This window comes from Mycoplasma miroungigenitalium (assembly GCF_013008635.1).
Classification (GTDB): domain Bacteria; phylum Bacillota_I; class Bacilli_A; order Mycoplasmatales; family Metamycoplasmataceae; genus Mycoplasmopsis; species Mycoplasmopsis miroungigenitalium.
Genome location: NZ_CP053096.1, coordinates 658,233 through 681,857 on the forward strand (window position 1 = coordinate 658,233; position 23,625 = coordinate 681,857).

Consider the following 23,625-nt stretch of genomic DNA (forward strand, 5'->3'; position numbering starts at 1 on the left):
TTTTTACACATCCAAAAAATATTAATTGAGTTATATTTTGATTAACTGATAAAATGTGAAAACATTTTATTGATTTCAAGTTATTAAATGATTGTGATTTTTAATATTAGTAAATAAATTCTATTATTGATTGAGTGATTTTTCCTTTTGTACCTTTTAAATGAGCGGTTTCGTCTATTTGCTATAAGCATTTTGTATAATTTAAATTAATAAATTCCTATGTTGAAAATTACTATAATTTTCTCATTTAAATTGCAATGTCTATTAATTTTAAATTAGCTATTATTTTTTTGATTTTATAAATATTGTGATTAGTGTGTGATTTTTATTTCGTTCCAATAAATACCCGAATTTATACGAAGAAATACTAGTTCATTCGGAAGCGTCTAGTTGTAGTTAAAATTATTTACACGTTATTGATTTTTAAATAATGTTAAAAATGTGAAAAATATAGGTTATTGACAAATTGATATATAACCTATATGTCTTTTTTGGCTTATATTTAAATAATATAAATCAATTTTTGATATATTTAAATTATTAGTTGCTCGAATATTTTTTATCAATAATATAAAAAAATTCAAGATTGTATTCTTGAATTTTTTGAGTTTTATTAAATAACAAGAAAGTCTGCTCTTCCCATGTGCAATATTAATTGTAAAGCTTTTTGGAATACTGGATAAGAGTTTTTGTAGAAGTGATCATAGTCTCATATTTTACCATCATACTTAGCGGTAAATAATCACATACGTCAGTCTGGATATTCAACATCTTCAACAGTAACTTTATTATTATCATAAGGTTTCATGAAACTTTCTGCCTCTTGAGCAAGGTTTTCTTCATTGTGTGTATGTAAATCGTTCATCAATTTTGTGCCACCCAATACAGGTCATAATTTAGAACCAGATTTTAAATATAAATCATTATAGTCCTGACCATCTCCATAGCCCAACTGAACACCTCTTAGTGTTCAGTAAAGACCATAATAGGTATCTGTTGGAAGCTTAAAATTTTTATTCTCTATTCTGTGAACTGTTAAAATGTGTGCTACTTGGTGAGCAATGAAATCTACTCATTTATGTTTTAAGTTATATTTCACATTATTGTCTTTTTCTGAAGAGTAGTTATTAGGTGTGTTTGGAACTTTGCTATTTAAGTAATTTAGTAAACTAGAGAATGTATAAGCATTTCAACCATTACTGAAAGCTAATTTGTAATCATAATCGTAGTAACCCTTTTTTGAACCGTCAAAATCAACATGAAGAATTTGATTTCTTTTATCTTGTGGTAGTTTAAATAAATATGATTCAGCGGCAAGATTATTTCTTATGTATGTTTCGTTTTCATAAGTAATTATGTCTGATTGTTGTTTTTTATTATGTCATGTATAGACATTAGTCTTGCCAGATAGTTTGCTTGTACCAGCAAATGAAATAGATTCTAAGTTATAAGTATAACCAGCCTTTAGATCAAGTGATTCAAATTGGAAACTAATGTTGCCATTACGGATATCTTGATTTATACTTACACCACCATTAATTGTAATATCATGTTCTAAAGCAACTGGGTTATTAGAACTAGATACTTTTTCGCTTGTAAAAGTAGCGCTTCCTTTTAAAACAACTGTAATTGGTTGATTTTGTTCAATTGTTATATCAGAAGATCTAAATCCATTAATAATAAATTTATTATCAGTTACAGCTTCAATTAATTTTGTTCCTTCAACAGAACGTTGTCTCTCGGTTGGCGTGTAATTTTCAAAAATTAATGAAACATTATTAGCAATAACTTCTCCATTATTTTTAATGTTAAAATCGCTTGTTTCTTGTGTATATGTTTTATTAAATAAATCTTGGTTTTGACTTAAGACTTGCTCTTTACTTAAATTATTGCTATCAGAAATAACAACTTTACTTAATACATAATCGCCATCTTTAGTGAATTTATTTTGTTTGAAAGTAAATCTTAGAACATCGCTGTTTAACTGCATTGGTTCTGATACTATATGGTCATTACCTGATGATGCTAATAAATAAACATATTTGTTTGCGTGTTTACCTTCATGTTGGTTAACGACTATCAATCCATGAACATCCTCTTTTTTTCATGAGTATCTTGTGCGAATTGTTGTCCCTGGTGTGTATTCGGTTGAATCAGAAGGAGCATACTTAATCAACTCATAAGTATCTTTCAATTCTTGAATCATAGGTGGCAATTCTGCTGGAACATTTGTATCTTTATTGTTCTTCATTTGATTTAATTGCTCCAACAAAGCACCACGTTTCGGATTTGATGCTGACAAGGCAGAAGCTAGTTCAATTGCTTTTTCAATTTTAGCGTCTTTAATAAGCTTGTTCATTTTTGATTCTGTTTTAGAAGGTTCATTCAATTGTGTATTTAAACCATCCTTAACAGGTCCTGGTTTAAGATCGTTAATAGCATCCTTAGCATCATTATATGCTCTATATAATGCATTTGCTTTATCAATTTTGTTTTGTACTGTTTTTGAATCATCTGCATTAGTTACTGCAAATTGAGATTTTGTTCCTGAATCAAAGACATTAATAGCATTATTTAATTCGGCAATTTTTTGCTCTCTTAAAATGTCATCTTGTTTTTTAGCTTTAGCATCTTCAATGATTTTCGCTATTTGCTCTTTAGTTGTGGCTTCATTAAGTCTTGTTTCTAATGCAGTTTTTTGTGGACTTTGTCTCAAACTACTAATTTGTGTACTTGCATCTGAAATTAGCGGCTTGAATGAGTCTATTTTTTGTTCAAGTGTAGTTGTGCCGTTTAAATCAGTAATTGAGTTATTCTCGGCAACCAATGCGTTTTTGATTGCACTCGCTTTATCGAAAGGAGTTTGATTTAGTTTAGTTTCTATATTATCAATTTTTGCTTTAACGGCATCAATACCAGTAACGGTATTTGCAAAAGCTTTCGCAGCTTCTCTTAATACGACAGGTGTTGAATCGGCATTATCACGATTATTTTGTCTTAAAACCGATTCTAATTGAGATTTAATACCAGCATATTTTGGTTGGTTAGCTAATTCAGCTATTTTATCATTTACCTGTTTTTTTGCTACTTCATATTCAGCTCGAGCTAGATATTTGTCTTTATTTGCTTCAAGTGCATCTAATTTAGCTTTTCCTGTAGTATATTCAGCAACTATTTTAGCTGACTTATCATTTAATTCTTCGTATGCAGGTTTATCGGCTGGATAAGCACTATTGAATGAATTAATGTTACGAGTAACTTCTGATTTAACGTTATTAATATCAGCGTTTAATAGTTCTAATGCCTTAGCTTTAACTTGTTGGTTTGCTTCATTAGTAAATAAATTTCTCAATTCAGTTTCTTTGGTGTTGAATGAACCAATAATTCTGTTGGCATCATTGTTATTAGTTGACATTGTGTCAACCTTGCTGATAGTATCAGTGTATTGGCTAGGATCTAGTGCGTTAGTAATAGTATCCAACACTGAAGTTTTGTAGTTTGAGTTTAGTTTATTAACAAGCAATGCGTGTAAATTACGAACATCATTATTATTGTGCGCGTTAGATAATTTGTATAAATCACCTACTTTTGATTCTATAGTGTCTAGTGAAGTTTTGGCATTAGCGATTGGGGTTTTGATTTCGCTGATTTTAGCAATAGCATCTTCAAAAACCTTGATATCAGTATTGCTGATATTTCCTAAACCATCAACGGCAGCTTTAATTTGTTCTATTTCATTAGCTGCAGTTTTTATTGACGCATATTTTGAATCAGTAAGTGTTGCCATTAATTCATCGTATTTATCTTTAAATTCTTTGGCTTTACTTGATTTATTAATTGCATTTGTTAATGCGGTTGAGTAAGCATCATAAGCATTATTAATTTGATCAGTAGTTGATTGTTCATTGTTTAATACGGTGTCTAGAGCACTTTGAGCCTGTTGTTTATCAACATCCAATGAATTTTTAATTGCATCATATTTATCGTCAGCTGGAATTTGTGATTTAGTTGTAGCAATTAAATTATCTTTACTTGTTTTATCGCTAAGTTTTTGTGCACGAATAGCTTGTTGTGATTTGGCCAATGTATAAGCTTCGTTTAATTTATCAATATCACTTTGAGCTTGACTTAAGCTTGGGTTTTTGCCCGTTCCAGAGGTTTTGTCTGTTTCGGATTTAACTGCACTCAATGTTTTATTGATGTCACTATAACCATTTGTTAATGTTTCATTTAAGTAAGTTCGAACTTCTTCAGCTAATTTAATATATTCATTGTTTTTGTTTGATTCAGCGTTATTTTTATCTTCAATGAATTTTGACTTAGCTGCATCTAATGCTTTTTGTGCAGCTTCATAAAGTTCAAGCTGTTTTTGTGCTGAGACATTTTCTGGATTAGCTAAATCTTTAGTTAATTGGTTTTTGATTTCGTTTAATTTATTTTCGTAATCTGATTTCAATTGTGCTGAAGCAGGATCTGTCGTATCGCTTGCCTCTTTTTCTGCTTGGGTTTTTGAATTTTCAAAGGCTTGTTTTGCTTTTGCTAATGCGGAAGTTTCCGCGTTTTCGATTGCATGTTGTAAAGCTGTTTGCGCGGCAGCAATAGTTTCATAATCATTTATCTTATTCGTTCCCTTTTGATTATTAGCCTCTTTAGCAGCATTTAGAGCAGCAATTTCATCCTTGTATAATTCACTATTTTTATTAAGTTTAGTTAGTAATTTATCAACGTCAGCGTCAATAGAATTATAAACATTGACAGCCGCTTCTTGAATTTTGGTTTTTAAAGCTTCTGTTTGATCTATATAGTTTTGAGCAGTAATAGATTTATCGTTTTGAGCTTGTGCAATAGCACCTTGTGAAGTTAGTTTTTGAGAATTCAATGCATCGCTTTGTTGTGCATATTTTGGATCACTGGCTAATTGTTCAAGTAAAGAGACTTGTTTATTATACTCAGCAACTGAATTATCGATTGCAGTCTTATCTTCCTTGGCTTGCTTTAATGATTCTTGCAATTGTGCAAAGGCAGCGTTAGCAACTGCTTCTTTTGGATATGGTTTAACTTCTTTACCGGCTAAAGCATCTTGAGTAGATTTAACATTTTTTAATGTTTCTTTAATTTTGTTATATTGAGGTGATGAGTCATCTAAGCCATTTAAGAATATTTGCACATTTTGACTTAATTGGTCGTAATTCTTAACTGCTTCTTTATCTTTATCGGCGATTGGGAATTGTTGTTGAGCAAATTCGTTTGCTTTGTCAACTATTGCTTTAGCATTAGCAAAATCTTGTGGAGTTGGATTTGATTTTACTAAACTGTTCGCACTTGTTTTATCGCTTTCTAATTTAGTTTTGATGTATTCTCTACTTGCATCTGTGCTGTTAGCAATGTTTTGATCTAAAGTGGCTAATGAAGTTTGATATGCTTGTTGGGCTTCATTGGTTTCTTGAGTTTTTCTATCATTAATTTGATTTTTAACTTGTTCAAGATCTTTTTGAGCTTGTTCATAAGCAGCAATTGAATCTTGAGCAAAAGTAGGCGAATCTTTTTGTAATGCGCCTAGTTTTTGGGTTAGGGCATTATTGATTTTTTCGATTTCAGAGTCTAATCATTTTTTAGTGTTTGGATAAGCATCAAGGTTGTTAGAAGTATCTGTTAAGTTCATTTTACTTGAGTCATAATCAGCTTTTGCTTTTTCAACTTTGGCTAATTCAATAGCTTTATTTAACTCATTGTATAAAGCTTCTGCTTTTTCAACTTTATCGGATGGATTGCTTGCAGCATCATCTTTGTCAGGTAATTGTTTGTTTAATTCACTAATCTTTTGACTTAAAGCAGTGTTTAAATCTTGGTATAAATTACCATTTTCAAGATTATTATTTTTGATTAATTCATTTGCTTTTTCAGTAAGTTTGGTAAATCTATCATTTGCTTGATCAACTAATTTATCAGCTAATAATTTAGCTTGTTGTTGGTAAGTTTCTGCATTAATGGTTGAATCATTTTGGGCATTAGTAATTAGATTTTGTGCATCTGATTTTGCGTTATCTAATTCGGCTTTTTGGGCGCTGTATAAAGGATTTGCAGTTTTTTGATCAACTAATTTTACAAGAGCTTCATAGTCAGCTTTTGCTTGTTCAATATCTTTAGCTTTTTGGTCGATACTATCTTTGAAATCGTTTAATTTTTTGATTTCTTGTTCTAACGTATTTGATGATACACCTTGATATGGTGTAGTTTCTTTTGCTTTAACGGCTGTTTCTGAACTATTGATTAAGTCTTCTATTTGTTTTTTTAAACCTTTTAGTTCTGGTTTGTTATTAACGTCAAGTTGTGTTAATTTATCGTTCAATGCTTTAACGGCTTCACGGTGTTTTTGTTGAACTGCTTTTACGGCAATTTGTTCTTTAAGAGCAGCAATCTGGTCTTTAGCATCATTGTAAGCTTGTTTAACTTTTTGAACGTATTCAGGGTCATTCACACTTATTGAGGAAAGTTTTGCGGTTAAAGCTTCATCTACTTTATTTACTTCAGATGTGTATCATTGTTTTGTTTCGCCTAACGAATTATCAATAGAGGGTTGATTTTGTTTTTCTTGATCATAATCTGATTTAGCTTGATTAATTTCGTTAGCTTGAGATTTGGATGTATCTAAATTATTTACTTTATCGGTGTAAGATTGAGGATCTAAGATGTTTTGAGTAACAGTTGAAACTTGATTATCAGTAATTGCCTTATCGATTCAATCACTTGCTTTTTGATCTTGGGTAAATTGTTCGGTTTTTGCTCTGTTTAATTCCGCTACTTTATTTTCTAAAGCATCGAAAGCATTTTTGGCAGCGATTGCTTTGTCATTGAATGCGGCTAATTTAGCTTTTAATTCTTCGATATGTGTAACTTTAGAATCTCCGTCAGCTAATTTTATATCTTCTTTTGAAGTTATGTTTTCTACTTCATCAAAAATGGTTTTCATTTCTTCAGCAAGAGCATCTTTTAATGCTTTATATTTATCATCTTTAAAGGTATCTAATATTGATTGAAATTCATTATTGAAGTCAGTTTTAGTTTTTTCAACTTTTGCCTCGTTAAAGGCTTTTATAATTGTGTCAATAGATGTTTGTACATCATCTAATTTAATTTCATTTAATTTTTTATCGGCAACAGGCAATCATTTAGAATCCTCAGGATTTAAGATTGCATTTAATTTATCCTTAATTTCTTTGTATTTAGGATCTGTTCATTCAGCAATGGTTTTTTTAATTACGTTTGTTGACACATGATCATAGTCACCAAGTCTATGTTTAACTTGGTCAATATGTTCTATTTCTTTCTGAGCAACTTGTAAAGCCTCAGCTAATTTTGATTTTGCTGATTCGTAAGCTGCTTGATAAGCATCTTTTTGTTCAGGCGTTGTGAAATTATTTTGATTTACAGCATCAATTATGTCTTGTGCCTTTTTGATTTCTTCATTCAATCTGGTTTTGACTGCTAATTTAGCTTTTTGAGCAATAGCGTCTTCTTCAGCATCGATATCTTTTGAAATCAAATCGTTAATTTGAGTTAATGTTGAATCATAATTAGTTACTGCTTCATCAACTGTTATTTTTTTAGATTCGGTGTCTTTATCGAATTGTTTTAGTTTAGAGATTTCATCAGTGATTTGTTTAATGGTTTTATTTTCAAAATTAGAAGCATAGTTTAATTGTAATTTTGATTCTTCAATTGCTTTTTCAATGTTATTGGTCAAATTATCGTGTTGTTTTTTAGCATTGCTTGTTGCTGATAATTCGCCTTTTAATGTATTCAATTTTGAAACTTGGTTATTATAATCCTCAATTGCTTTATTTTTTTCGACATCAGCTTTTGCATTTGCAAGAGCTTGTTGAGCGTCGTTATAACCTTTGATAATTTCTTCAGGATTTAATTTAGCTTCTGCTAATGTTTCAGCTAATTTATCTTTAGCAGCTTTAACGGCCTTGTCATATTTATTTTTTGCATCTGGATATCCAGTAAAATCTGATTCAGTCAATTGGGTTTTTAGTTCATCATTGTATTTTTCATTAGCTTCTTTAACATTGTTTGCGTCTGTTAAAGCATTGTTTAGTTTTTCGATAACATTGTCATAATTATTGGTATTTAATGCATTTTTATCTGAAACTTCAGCAGAAATTGTATCTGAAACAATAGTATTATTATTAAATTTAGATATGGCATCTTCAATAATTTTTTTGGCCTCATTGTAAGAATTTAACTCTTTTTCTTTTGCTAAATTTAATTCCTCAATTTTTGCATTAACGGCATCGTGTTTTTCAATCGCTTTATCAATTTTATTGGCATATTTATTTGTTGCTAAAGCATCAATATCTTTTTGGATTTGATCTTTATCAGTTGAACTTAATGCATCATCTTTAAGAGATTTCATTGCATTAATGATTGCAGTTTTAATATTGCTGTATTGAGCAGCAGGCTTGATAATATCATTGTATTTTTGAGCAAAATCCTCTTGTTTGGTTGCTACATCACTTGCCTTTTGTAATTGTTCACATAAAGAGTCGATTTGTTCAGGGTCTTGTGAATCAATCACCATGGCATCTAGTTCTTGAATTAAATCATCTAATGAGTTATTTACTTGTTCAAAGCCGCTAATTCTGTTATTTACAACTTTATTTGCATTTGATTTTATAACATTAAATCTAGATTTAGCAGCTTGAACCAAAACAGCCTTAAGTGCTTTTTCGGCATTAATGTATGTTTTAACATCATTAGTTTTATTTGATGCATGTTGTTGAATTCGTGTGGTTACATCATTAATTCATTTTTCAAGTTCAGCTATAACACTGGCATATTCGGGTTTTTCTTTTAATTTGTTTGCAGTTGTTAAAGCTTGTGAGTAGTTTTCGAAGGCTTGATCAAGCTCTTGTTTCTTGACACTTAATGAAGAGTTTAATTCATTTAATTCATTAGTTTTTGCAATGATATTCTCTAATGTAGTAGCATTGTAGTTATTTTCTTTATCCACGCTTTTGTTGCTTTGAATTACAACATTGTTAGTGTCGTTTTGTAATTTTGCATACTTGTCAATTTCGTTCATTGCTTCAATAGAAGAATTCACATTTGCTAATGCTTTTTCATATTGATCAATAATACTTGTTCTTTTATCTTTAAAACTATCTTTAAGTTCTTTAAGCTGTTTTTGTGCTTGGGCATAAGCTTTAATAACTTCTTCTGGTGATGGTTGAGATTCTAATTTATTATTTAAAGCATCAAGAATCTTACCAACTGCTTCATTATATTCATTCTTGGTTTTTTCGTCTATACCAAAATGTGCGTCATCATTTTTATTGTTTAATTCTGTATCATAAGCTTTTTTAGCTTCATTAATAGCTTTAGCTTGGATTAAGGCTTCATTTAATTTTGATTCATAATCTTGATATCTTGCTATATTGTCTTTATCTTCGGGTTTTATGACGCTAGTTGAATAATTTTCAAGAGCTTTTTCAATAATTTTATGAGCTATTGGACTGTTAGCTAAATTATTGACGTCAAAATCTCTTAATTCTTGTTCTTTTGCATTTAAATCGTATTTTGCTTTATCTAATTGTGCTTTTTGGAATGCGTCTTGTAATTTTTTTGTTGCATCCAAAATAACATTCTCAACTGGAGGGTGTTGTGGATTTGGTAATGCTCGTAGATCTTGAGCATTTTTTATGTTTGTTAAGTCTGCTTTTAAGTGAGAATATTTAGCATCAGTAAAATTTTGTGACATTCATTTAGCAACTTCGTCACTTAATTTTTTATATGCGTTTGCTAATTCTTCATTACGTTTTGCTTGTGATAAGAAATTTTGAGCGTCAATGGCAAGTTCGCGTTCTGCTATATCTTGTGGATTATTTTTATATGTGATTTTAACGTGGAATGCCACGTTTTCTTTTTCATCAATTTTAAAATCGCTGAATTCATAGTTGTATTCATTACTGTTATTTAAATTAGAAATTAATTTATCAAATGATGGATTTTGTTTCATGCTTGTTACAAATTCATTAGCGGTTTGTTCTGAATCGCCTTTGGTTATCACATCACCAAATAAATCATCTTCAGCTGTTTTGAATCCTGTAAATTCGTAATCTAATTTAACGTCTTTGTTATTTTGTTTGATAGTAGCGTTAACGTGTACACGAGCAATTTTTTTACCGTTTTCAGTTGTGATTATATCGTGGGTTATACTTTCGATTTTGTAATCTTTCTTATCGATAGTTTCGCCTTTGAAAACAAACGATATATCGTCAGCAGTAATCGAACCTGCTTTTTTCAATTCCGAGCCAGATTTTAATTTGGCTTGGATTTTTGTATCGATTAAAGCTACGGCGGTAACAACTGCTGTGGCAGCTGCAGCGCCGGTGGTTAATGATTTTAATATTATTTTTTTCATATTTCCTCCCTAAACTTTGATATAAAAAATCATATGAATATACCAATAGAAATATCTAAGTTTATTTTATTATTATAAAAATAATAAACATATTTCTTTTTTGACTAGTGCAAAAAAAAAAAAAAAAATATGGAAACATTTTTTTAAAATGATATTTTATTTTTTGGATTTTTTTGTTAGAACAGAATATTACTCAATAACAGAGAGATATTTTTGTCAATTAGCATTCTAAAATCAGTAAATTAAATGAAATTGATTTATTAAAAAAACTGATTGAATTAATTTTGTGCTTATTTACGACTAAAAATTGTTGGTTTGTTTCAGATAATAATTTTAAGCTGATTTTATTACGAGTTATAGGATTTCTTAAACGAATTGCCAACTAATTATCTATGTTTCCGTCTCTTTATTTTGTTTATGATTTGTTTCGGTAAAAATATTATTTTGGCAATATTTCCATAAAAACATAGAAGTTTTCATATTTTAATAGGGTTTTTGGTGCACTTTATATCTAAAAACCCGTAAATTAATATAATTTTGATATATAAATTAATTTTTTATTTTAAATTATGGGAATGAAAGGAGTTTTTATGAATGACAATAAAAACAAAAAAGCTAAATTTTTATCGATAATTACGGGGGGGGCTACCATCGTCGCGTCAGCGCTGACGTTGTATTCAATTATTGAACAGCAAACAAATTTCAATAAAGCAGACCCAAAGTTTGAATTCTTACTTGACAAGGGAATTTCTAAATTAAATTCTGACGAAATTAACAATGTCAAAAATTATAAAATTTCATCGAAAAACGGTTCCAAAATCATTTTTTTAAGAGCAAGAAAGAATAATGATATCAACGGTTTAGAAATCGAGTATTATGTTGAATTAAATAATAAAAAATCAGGTTTAATGAAATCGGTTGTATATATTAATCCTGAGATATTAAATATTAAACCAGACACAACAGCCTCTAAAACAAAGTTTGACGAAACTAAAACTAAAGTAAACGAATATATCGCAACATTAGATCAAACAAAAGACAAACCAATTATTGACAATCTAACAAATGCAGTTGCTGCAGGTCAAAATGTAGTTGATAAACCGGAAGCGACAAACGCCGAAATTACTCTAGAATCAATTAATTTGGAAAATAAACTAGAAAATATTAAAGCCAAAGAAGCTTTAAAAGCAGAATTAGAGAAAATCAAGAATATTGAAACCAAAAATGAACAAGCAAAATCCAAAAAAGAACAAACTATAGCTGAGTTAACCGCAGTCATAAATAATGATAATGCGACTAACATTGAATTGGCTGTTAGTTTAGCCAAATCTAAAGATTTTGCAAGTGAAATCGAAAAACTAAATGAACCAGTTGTTGTTATTGACACAACAGCCTCTAAAACAAAGTTTGACGAAACTAAAACTAAAGTAAACGAATATATCGCAACATTAGATCAAACAAAAGATAAACCAATTATTGACAATCTAACAAATGCAGTTGCTGCTGGTCAAAATGTAGTTGATAAACCGGAAGCGACAAACGCCGAAATTACTCTAGAATCAATTAATTTGGAAAATAAACTAGAAAATATTAAAGCCAAAGAAGCTTTAAAAGCAGAATTAGAGAAAATCAAGAATGTTGAAACCAAAAATGAACAAGCGCAATCCAAAAAAGAACAAACTATAGCTGAGTTAACCGCAGTCATAAATAATGATAATGCGACTAACACTGAATTGGCTGTTAGTTTAACTAAAGCTAAAGATGATGAATTTAAAATTTCTTATTTAAATAACACTATATCTGTTATTGATGCTGAAGCAGCTGAAAAATCATTTAATAATGCAAAAGTGGAGTTATCTGCTTACGCTAAAACTCTAGATAACGAAAGAGATGGTGATTTAATTAAGTTAATAAATGAAATTATTGATAAATCACAAAAAGAGTTTGATAGTCCAAACGTAACAAATCAAGAAATAATTGTGTTGGCAAACAAATTACAAAATCATTTAGAACTAACCAAAGCCAAAATTCGCATAAGAGATTTACAAGAACAACTAGACAGCTCAATTAAACCTCCATCCGTTTATATTGCCGGCGACAAATCTAAAGACTCAATTTTAAAAGATTATCAAACAAAAATTGAAGAATTTACAAACGCTTTTACCAAAAAAACAAAAGACCTTTCAAATAAATATAATTCAGAAACAATTAACGAAAGTGATAATAAAGTCGATTTTCCGAAAGCATATAAAGAAATTCATGATCCAAATAATCATATTAAGTCATTTAACAATGAATTCAGCGAATTACTTTCAAAAGAAAAATTTTGAGTTAAAAACCAACTGTCTTTACCCGAAGACCAAAGAGAAAAAAATTCTGTAATCGTTGAAAAAATCAATGCATTACACCAAACAAATTATCTATGAATGGTTAGAACAAATTTAGAAGAAAAAATTGAGATTTCTAGAGAACATATACGTCATTTTATTAGGACTTTGTCAGGAATGAAATACCAAGATATTAGCAATGTTTTAGTGTCTAAATTAAAACAAAAACCATCACAAAATCCTGCTAAAGATTATATTTTTACTGAGACTACCACAATTACACATTTAGCTAAAATAAACCAAAATTTAATAAACTTATTATCAACTATTCCGGGCAAAATCGTAAAAGCAGATTTTCTTCAAGATGTTGATAATGACAAAAAACACACTATTCCAGCTATATTGAACTTTTACAGAGATTCAGATAATATTAATGAGAGTGAAAAACCCTGAGTTTTAAAACTAAAAGGCAATGGCGGAAATGTATTTAATCAAAAAGCTTTCGATATTGAGCAAAGCGTGAAACATATTGATGATATTGATTATGTGCATATTCATAACAAAATCTCTGAGTACTATACTTTAAAAAATGATTATATTGATGCATATAAAAAATTAACTGAAGAAATAACTGATAAATTTATTAAAACCGAAATGGCTAAACGCTTAGGTGACGGTAATGATATCAGTGATTTAATGAATGCATTATTTGAGCAAGAAAAACAAGAAAAGTCAAATAATATCTTCAACAGTTCTTCAAACAGTGGTGTAAAAAACTTTTTATCTACCCAAAGAGATTTTATTTTAAAAATAATTGAAGGAATGAAACTTTTACCTGTATCTACAGGTGTAAATGTTCTTTCAAAGGGGAATCAAGCCCGTAGAGCTTATGAAAGTGCAATTCTTTCAGAAATAACAAAATTGGAAACACCATTCACTGCCATCTCCAACAAAATTAATGAATTTGTAAACCAGATTAAAAATAATAAACGTCAATATCAACAAACTTTTTATGATGATGCAAATTTAAACACCACACGTTTCAACAATTTCTTAACAGCTATTGATAAATATAGTGGTAATAGTACAACTAAAGTAAAAACCATTTTTGATAAATACACTGAAGCTTTAGATAATTTTCAATGAAGTGCTAATTCAGTTGGAGAAAAAATAACAAATTTAACATCTTTACTTAAATATGAAAATAATTATTTCAAATCAATAACACCCGCACTAAAAAGTTATTACGATAATAAAATGAGTAGTGCTGAAATTAAGGATTTATTAGCATCTAAACTGGTGGATAGTCAAATAATTTATGCATTTGGTGTCGAAGATGATGGTTCATACGGAACTTTATTCCAATATGGTGGATACGCACAATTTTCATACCAATCAGATTTATCTGGCTTAACAAGTAAACATAAATGAAGCAACCAGAGTGATTACCTTGATTCATTTGGATTATTATCATTAACAGATGGTTTAGGAAATATGGCTAAAAAATATATAAAAGATATTTCACGTTTAATTAATAATAATACATCCGAAATAGTTGGAGATAAAATTCAATCTTTTGCCTACGCTTTATTCCTATTGTCTGATGATCAGGAAGGAAACGAACAAATTAATAAAGACAAAAATTTAATTTTGAATACCGAAATATGAAATTGATACAATGGCGGAAAGTCTTATTGAGTATATTCACTATTAGGTGATGATGCAACATATTGATACCACATAGGTATTTATGAAATACTAACCTATTTACTATTAGGTTTAATAGATGCATATCAAGCCAAATATAAAGAAGTTAACAATCATGAACCGGATGGTAACTATGATTCAAAAGTTGAGCTTGATTCTAATAATTCAAACATCTTTAAATATGCTAAATTTATATTGGATGTTTACGGAGTTAACACTTTTAAAAGTTGAGTAAAATCTAACGATAATTTAAGATTTACAAACTTTAATTCAGAAACTCAAGAATTTCAACACAATAATTACGCTGGCAACAGTGCATATAGTGGTATTACTTCTGTGACAATTGGTAAAGATTTAACAAGTAGAGATATTACTAACATAGATTATGTAAACAATGGACAAACGCAGACTGTTTCTTCAGGATCAGAAGTCGATGCTAAAATTTGATTGTCACAAAATGTCAAACCTAATTTATTCAAAGCTTATGAATTGCTTCATAAGGAATTAATTAAATTATCAAGTAATATCAATAATGAATACATTAAACCTATCATTAATAAACAATTTATGTCGTTAATTAATTCCGAGACTAATTATCACAAAAAAATTAAACGCAATGTTATTAAAAACTATACTGTATTAGACACAAGTAGTTTAAATGATTTTGTCTGATTGAAGAATAAACTTAAAAAATAAATTTTAAAACCTTCGTAAAACCACGAGGGTTTTGTTTATTTAGTTTTTTTGAACACGCGTAAAAGAAAATTATAGTATATCAGCCGAAATTAGAAATTTTGCTCAGTTAATCATCACAGATAGGCTATTTTAATTTTAATATTATCAATTAATAAAATCTTCTGTGAGTTAAGAACTCAAAAAAGCCTTTTTTATTTTCAGAAAATGCTTTTTTGATGTATACATATATGATTTAAATGCAAAATTTAATTGAGTTTATTCGCTTGTATGAAAACAGTTTTTAAAATTTTATTAATCAGTTCTTGATATGTTTTAGAAGCAATTTAAGAATCTGTTCTGAAACTAATAAGTTTTTTTCAAGCAATTCTTTTTCTCTCGTGTTTGAGTTTCTTAATTCGTTGATTACATTGTATAAGTTAATTGCAAATTCTCTACTTTGTTTAACAGCGCGATAAAACTTTTAGTAAAGAGTTTTCATAAATTAAATAATGTCTTTTGCAAAATAGTTGGTAATCTGTCAATTATTCTCCTTTCAAATCTTCACTTTTAAAATCTTATTCTCAATAATAAACATTAATTCTCCTGAAGAATTCATTACAAAATTTGCTTTTCCATCACCCATGTAAAATCTTTTATTTTCATCTGTAATTGGAACATAATAGTTGTTCATATGTTTATTAAATCTGTGATTATATGCTTGTATTATTTCTTTTGAGTGTATATTAATAGCTTCAATAGATAAATAATTTATTTTTAATTTTTAATATTATCAATTAATAAAAGCTTTACTAATTAGTAATATAATATTTTGAGAATAAAATATTAAATAGAGATAGAGGAAAAAATGAAAAAAATAGTTACTTTACTGACAACAAGCGTTGCAACAGTGACTGTTGCTGGTACTGTGGTTGCAATTCTGGAATCTGATCCTATTGTCAGATTTCAATGAACCCAAGAAGCATTGAACAAAAAACCTAGTTTACTTTTAAAAAATGAATTAAAAGTATTTTTAAAAGTAAACAATTTTGATAGTAGAGAAATCACTGATTTTGAAATTATTGATTATAACGATACAGATGGTACCTTGACAGTTAGATTCAATTGGGAGGGTACAGGTACAAATGTAAATAGTAATAGAATCATTATTTTTAGTAATTTTAAGACAGCAAAAGACGATATATCTACATCTAATTTGAATGAAAAATGATTTAAATCTAAAACTATATTAGAAATATATAATTCATTAATAAATAATGAAACGAAATTACTTGAAAACACAAATAATGGTGATTCATACAATGTGAAATACAATAATATATTTTTTGACAATAACAATAATTTAGTCTTCGATGCGATATTAACAAATAAAAATCCTGATTTTATCAGTGATTCATCCAACCGTCAATTTAAAATATCGTTAAATGATATGGATTCTAACCCTGAATTAATTGCTAAAATTCACTCAGATGTCGTGAACAGAATCAAAGAGTTTATTGAACAACTGAAAAAATCTAATAATGTTAATAATTATCAAGAAATTATCAACTCCTTAGAACTTTCATTAAAGAATAATTCAACATTTTTAGGTTTAGACGATGCTAAAGAAAAAATAAATCAATTAAATAAAGCCCTTGAAAAAGCAAATGTTAATATTGATGATAAAGATCAATTGACTCACGCAGCCCTTGAAAAATTAATGGAATCGATTAAAAAAGGCGAAGAAATCAGAAAAATTTTGTCAACTGATCCGATATCACATAAAAATCAGCTAGCTAAATTAGATGAGGAACTGATTAATTCACGTAAAGTCAGGGATACATCACCGGTAATGACATTAAATAGAATTGATGCTCAAACTAAAAATCAAATTATTAGAAATGATATTGACAATAAAACAGCACAAAACTATCTAGAATTTAAACAAGGCATTCTAGATAAAATTAAAGAGGTCAAAGCGGAAATAAATTATTTCAATAATTCTATTGTTGGTGACGAACAACACCAAGAAATTAAAGATAAACTAGTTGAATTAGATAAACTTGCTCAAGAATCTATTAATAAAGGTATATTACCTCAACAACAACAAGAATTATTAGGCACATATAAAAAACTGACAAGAAGTTTACTAGATTTAAGAGGTCAAAACTCTCAAATTGATAATCAAACAGATGAAATTAATAGAGTAAAACTTCAACAACTAATCAATAAAATTAACGATTCACTTGTCGATGAAAAATACAACGATTTTAGAGATAATATTATGAAAAATTCACTAAATGAATTGAATAGATCTATCACAAATGGTCAAAATGATGTTGATATCAAACAATCATCAAAATATGTTGATGATATCTATTCATTAAGTAAGGCTTATGAAAAATTCAATACTGACTATGATGTATATTTAAATGAATTTAATTCATTAGACGCTCAATTTAATTCGTTGCATAAGCAAGTTACAGACTTCAGAGATCAATTAAATGATCCAATTTATAGAGATATTGTTGCCAACATCAATCAAAAAATGCCACAAATAGCCTCCCCCAATATTATTAAAGATGATCGTGGCGAAATGGCGGATAAAAATGTTAAATTATCGGATTTATTAAAAGAAATTAAAAGTAATAAAGAAGTCATTGATAATGCTATTAAAATTTACAATAACCAAATTACCTTGCTTGATAAATTATCGAAAGATTCTAAGTATCAAAAAACACAACAAAGTGATGCATTGAATTCTCAAAAACAAACTTCACAAGATTTTATTACACAAGCTCAAAATAATAAATCTATTACTGTTCAAAACTATATAGATCAAACAGAAGCTTTAAAAACTAAAATTCAAGAAGCGGCTGTCAATGTTTATAATTCAATTAACTCAGATGTTGATAATTTATTGACTGAACTTAATAAAAATAGTGAATTATACAAAGATGAAATAGCTGCTCTAAATGCTGCTAAAGAGGCTAATAATCAAAACGGAACGAATAAGATAAATGATTATGAAACTATTGCCGCTGCGCAAGAAGCTTTATTAAAATCATACAATTCTGCATTAAAAACTTCACTGGACAAGAGCAAAAGAGTCTATGAAACTGCTTATGATGTAGCAAAACAAAACGCAAAAGTTAACAATCCAGACGTCTATGAGAGTGCTAAAACTGCATACAAAACTGAAATCACAAAAATAAATAATGAAGTTGCGAAAGTATCTATTGATGACTTGGATGGCAAGCGAAAAGCATTTGAAGAGGGCAAAATTGCCTTAGATAATGCTAAAATGGAATTCAAATCAGCCAAAAAACAAATTGATGAAGATAAAAAAGTTGAATATGAAGCTAAAGCTAGTGAAGTAATTGACTTAGTAACTAAATTATCTAATTATCCGGATGTTGTTAAAGAATTAGAAAACTCATTAAAAAATGCTAATATCGCAGTTGGAAAAAATGCTAATGGATATGCTGATGATAAAGCCTTAGCACCAAACTTTGTAGCTCAAATTGTAGCTTTAAATGATGCAATTAAATTAGCAAATTTAACAGCTAAAGAACTTGCTAAAAAGAATTATGAAACAATTAAAAATGATGCCGAATCTGAATCCAACTCTACGAATGAACAAGGATACTCAGGTTTAAAATCAGCCTTTGACATAAAAATCAAAGAGATAGATGCTCAATTAGCTGTTGACTTAAAAAACACTGATAATTCTAGCGATGAAAAACAGCGCGAATTATACGAAAGAGACCAAAAAACAATTGCAGACGCAAAAGTTAATTTCATTAAAGAGAAAGAAGTGGCTAAAACTGCAAAACATAATGAATATCTAGAATTAGCAAAAAAAGTTGATGAATATTTAACTAATACATTAACAAGCAAATACAAAGATATCAATAAAAAATTGAGTGATATAAAAACCAAAACTGATGCAACATCAGGTCTAAATCAAATCCCATCGATTAGTCAATCTTTAGCAGATATCGTGACTCTTGAAAATGCTTTTGAAACTGCTAAATCTGAACAAAGCGTTCGTGCTAATAAGATCTCAATTAAACAAATTAAAGACACTGAATTTAACAATTTAAGCAACCAACTAAACACCGACAACAAATACAGTTCTATTAAATCATTTCTGGATAGTGCTAAATCAACAGCACAAGATACTTTAGATGAAGTTCTAAGCAATTCTGCATCTTCAACTGAACTAATTAATGATACGTACGATAATTATTCATTAACAATAGGTGAAATTAAGACAAAATCTGAAAAAACTAAACAGTTTAAAGATGATTTAGACTCATTGGATAATAAATTAGTTGATTCAAAATATGTTGATTTAAAGAACGCAATTAAAGATATGAGCGTAATTAAACCCGCTCTTACTGAATTCGATAATATTAAAGACAATAATTTAGAAAATATGAATAAAGCTATTCAAAAAATTTCTGAAATTACTCTTGATATTGAAAACATCAAAACTAAATTTGATGATGCTAATACTAAATTAAAAGATTGAGAAACTAAATTTAATGAATTAAAAACATCTCATCCAGAATTTACAGCTGAAATTAATGAAGCAATTACAAAATTAACTCAAAGAACTAATTCAGTTGCTCAATTAGCTTTAAATAAAAATGATTCATTATTAACTGAATTATTTGATTCAACTAAAAATGATTATGATAATTTAGTTCAGAAAATTGAAGTTAAGAAAAAAATAGAACAGGAATATTCATCAGAATTAGCTAAATTGATGAATTTAGACAGTGATGTTTTAAATGCTAAAAAAGCTCAAGAAAGTTATAATAATGATATTGCTGAATTATACAAAAAAATAGAGTTAGTAAAAACTCAAAAAATATTTGATCAATCATGAGATATTAATACTATTGAAGCTAAATTAGCTGAACTTAAGACTAATATTACGAGTTTATTTGAAGAATATAAACAAAATCAATTACAACAAATTGAAAAAGATAAATTGGAGTTGAATAAAATTAGTGATCAAGTTGACGATTTGCACTCAAAATTACCTAATTACTACAATCCTGTTAAAGATATTTATGACGCAAATCAAATAGCCATTAGTCAAGCCAACGATATTTCAGAAAAAATATCTCAAGTTGATACTTCATCATCAGAATTTGATAAAATCAATTCAACCGCTGTGGACAATATACACAAATCAATTCAACAAGGCGTAGTGGAAAGGATTGAGCCAACTAAAACATTGTTAAATAAAATGAATTATGTTTTAGACTCTGTTGACTTCTTTAATAAACAATTGGATAACCAAAACAATGGTAAATTGTTTAAAATTGAAGGTATAAATAAACAAGAAATAGTTGATTTGAAAAATTTTGACTGAGAAGAAATAGTTAATATCGAACAATTAACATCAAAATTAGAACATTTAAAAGAGAAGTTTATTGAATTAGTTGACAAAAATATTGATCAAACAAATGCAAGAATTTTTGATTTAATTGAGACTAATCAAGAGATATATTCAATTGAATGATTAGCCACTGTTGGAACTAATGAAGGAAAAAATTCTAAAGGAATCAAAACTTTTGTTCAAAGAGCTTTAAGAGAAGATTACTTGGACAGAACTTTTGGGAAACTTGAACAAGTTAAACAAAATATTGAAGAAATTAAACCAATGGATAGAACTAATGTTTCCGAGATAATTAACAAAAATATGCAAAATGCAGAAACTAAAGTAGCTTCAGATAATGATTTCTTGGGTAAATTGTTGATTAATAAATATGTAATTATTCAAGAAAAAATGAATAACATAGTTGAAACAATTAAAAATGATATAGCTGATGAGTGATTCAATACTAAAACAGGATACATTAATTTGGACATAAACAAAGTTTCCATAAAACTACAATCCATTTATGATGATATACAAAAGTATACTGAAAATGCAAATTATGTCAAAGCAAATGCTGAGCTTGATAAATTATTTGATGAATTTGAGCAATTTGTAGCTGAAGGAAATAAATTCGATATTTTCAATTTAATTAACATGTTAAAAACAATTGTCTATCGTGCACAAAAGGCGCTTGACAGTGTTAAAAGTTAGGCAATAAATAATATACAAAAAATACCAAGAATATTCTTGGTATTTTTTGTATAAAGTTATTAATTCATCTCTTTGATAGTTATGGCAATAGCATTAGTTGTGTTTTCGCCAATAATTAAGTCCGCCGCGTCTTTGGCCTCCTGTGTTGCGTTGCCCATTGCGATACCAATGCCAGCATGAGTAATCATTTCAACGTCATTACCCGAGTCTCCAAAAGCAATTACGTTTTCACTTCTTACATTAGCTAATGAGCAAACATAACTTAGACCAGTTCATTTATTAATATTTTTAGCATTAATGTCTAAATAAACTTTGTTAGTGTATTTTACTTCGTATTTATTTCCCAAAACCTTTGAAAAATGAGTGTATTCGTTTAATATATTGTCTGTAGAACCACGCAAAGCAAGTTGTACAATATTGTCTTTGTGATTGTAGGCGTAGGCACTAAAATCTTCGGGTGAAAGAAAGTTAAATTTGGTTATATCCATAATATTTTGTTCTTTTAATCATGTGGGGGTTTGACCCGGAGTTAAAAAACTAACTGATTCATCAGTAGTATCAATACGCATAATATAATCGTTGTTTAATGCTGTTTGGTAGAGAGAATCAAAAGCATCTATCTCGACTTTTCCTAAGATTTTAGCTTCAGTGCTTTGAGGGGTGTAAACCACTGCGCCGTTAGAAGCAACCACGTATTCGAATAGTTTTATATTTTCTCCTAAAGCATTTAATATATTGCCCAATGAACGACCAGTTGAGATTACATTGTAGTTCCCTGATTGTTGCACAAAACCCAAAGCTTGTTGCGTTTGGGGGTGCATTGAGTTGGCACTGGTAAATAATGTGCCGTCTAAATCGTAAGCAAAAATTTTAGTCATTTTGATCTCCTAAAGAATATAAATAATTTTACCAAATAATTAGCTTTAGCGGTGATGGGTAAAGAAATAATCTCGCTAGGCGAGATTATTTCTTTTCAGTTTTTTTAACCAATGCGGAAGAATCATAAGCATGTTCATCAATTTGGACATTTGGAGCAAAAGTTGCTTTAGTAATTGATTTATTACCGCTGAAAGCTTTGGCAGCGACATAAGTAACTGAGTTAGCTGATAGGGTAGTAATCTTTTTAATTTTGTCTCCAAAAGCATATGAATGAATTTTTGTTATTGAATCTGGCAATGTTAATGTATCAGTTGTTAAAGCAGCTTCGTCTAACTTGACACTGAATAATGTTGAGTTAACAATTAATAGTCCTTGTTGATTAAATAATCCTTGTGGTAATGATGTTTTACCAAATGGTGTAATATCAAATTCACAATTAGCATTTAATGTTAGAACTTTAAGCTTGCTGATTTTGGCAAAAGCTTCAGTTTCAACTTTAATAGCTTGTGGTAATATTATTGATTCAATAGTTGAATTTGAACTAAATGCGTTTGCTGAAACTGTTGTAACATGGTTAGCTTTAATTGTTTTGAAATCGCCAGTATTTTTCTTTTCAAAAACTTTACTTGAAATTGTTTTGACATTATCTGGTAAAACAATTTCTGTGGCATTGGGATTTGCTGTTTTATATTTAGCTAGATCAAATCCGTATAAAGTTTCGTTATAAACTAAGAAACCGTTAGCATCAAACATTTTGCTTGGCATTGATTTTAGTTTTGAACCAAAAACCAGTGGGTGTAGTTTAGCATTTGGAGAAATTTCAATTTTTTCTAAATTCGATGCAGCTAAGGCATTTTCGCCGATTTCTTGAACATTTTTTAATGTTAATGTTTTGATACTTGAGTTATAAAATGCGGATTTTTCAACTTTGATGATGTTGCTATTATTGAATGATTCGATACCACAGCCATCAAATACAGACTGTGGCAAGGTTGTAATTGAAGCGGCAAATTGAGGTAATGTTTTTAAACTTGTGGTGTCAGAAAATGATTCTTTGTTAATAGTAGTCAACACTCCTAAATTAAGGGTGGTTAATTTACGAGCGTTTTTGAAAGCACCTTCACCAATTTTGGTTGCTTTTGGTGCGTTAACAGTTACTAATCCCGTCAAGTTGGCAAAAGTATTATCGCCAATTGAGGTTATTGAGTTAGCGGTAACTGTTTTAAGGTTTTTTAATGCGATGTCATTGAAATGGAATAAATTTTCAGGTAAATCAGTTATATTATTAGATTTAAATTCTTCTAATTGGTGTTTGAAAATTAGTGCTGAGTTATTAATTTTGGTGATTTTATCATCAATAATTAATACTTTTTGTTCAGAGTCTCTTAGTTGGATATAAGTATCTCCATCAATATCTTCATATAGATTACATGAAAGTGTAGCCAGAGGTGTTAAGGTAGTTAGTGAGATTGCGCTTAATGATAATAGTTTTTTAAATTTCATTT

General features: G+C 28.9%; 6 protein-coding genes. 2 read left to right on the forward strand and 4 right to left on the reverse strand.

What is annotated here, in order from left to right:
* Positions 1-613: 613 nt before the first annotated feature.
* Positions 614-10,426: a hypothetical protein gene (locus HLA87_RS03010; protein ID WP_171111796.1), complete on the reverse strand. Its 9,813-nt coding sequence runs from the start codon at positions 10,424-10,426 to the stop codon at positions 614-616.
* A gap of 590 nt (positions 10,427-11,016) precedes the next feature.
* Between HLA87_RS03010 and HLA87_RS03015 the strand changes: the two genes are divergently transcribed.
* The gene (locus HLA87_RS03015) at positions 11,017-15,156 is read left to right on the forward strand and encodes a coiled-coil domain-containing protein (RefSeq protein ID WP_171111798.1); all 4,140 of its coding nucleotides are present in this window, start codon (positions 11,017-11,019) and stop codon (positions 15,154-15,156) included.
* Positions 15,157-15,637: 481 nt separating this feature from the next.
* On the opposite strand, the gene HLA87_RS03020 is transcribed toward HLA87_RS03015, so the two are convergent.
* Positions 15,638-15,826, reverse strand: coding sequence for a hypothetical protein (locus HLA87_RS03020; protein WP_171111800.1), 189 nt, complete (start codon positions 15,824-15,826; stop codon positions 15,638-15,640).
* A 174-nt stretch (positions 15,827-16,000) separates the two neighbouring features.
* Between HLA87_RS03020 and HLA87_RS03025 the strand changes: the two genes are divergently transcribed.
* On the forward strand, positions 16,001-21,241 hold the full coding sequence (locus tag HLA87_RS03025; RefSeq protein ID WP_171111802.1) for a coiled-coil domain-containing protein: 5,241 nt from the start codon (positions 16,001-16,003) through the stop codon (positions 21,239-21,241).
* 59 nt (positions 21,242-21,300) lie between these two features.
* Here HLA87_RS03025 and HLA87_RS03030 read toward each other — a convergent pair whose 3' ends face one another.
* Together HLA87_RS03030 and HLA87_RS03035 are read right to left on the reverse strand one after the other, a co-directional pair.
* Positions 21,301-22,119, reverse strand: coding sequence for an HAD-IIB family hydrolase (locus tag HLA87_RS03030; protein WP_171111804.1), 819 nt, complete (start codon positions 22,117-22,119; stop codon positions 21,301-21,303).
* A gap of 85 nt (positions 22,120-22,204) precedes the next feature.
* A complete protein-coding gene (locus HLA87_RS03035; protein ID WP_171111806.1) occupies positions 22,205-23,623 on the reverse strand; it encodes a leucine-rich repeat domain-containing protein in 1,419 nt (472 codons plus the stop codon).
* Positions 23,624-23,625 lie beyond the last annotated feature (2 nt).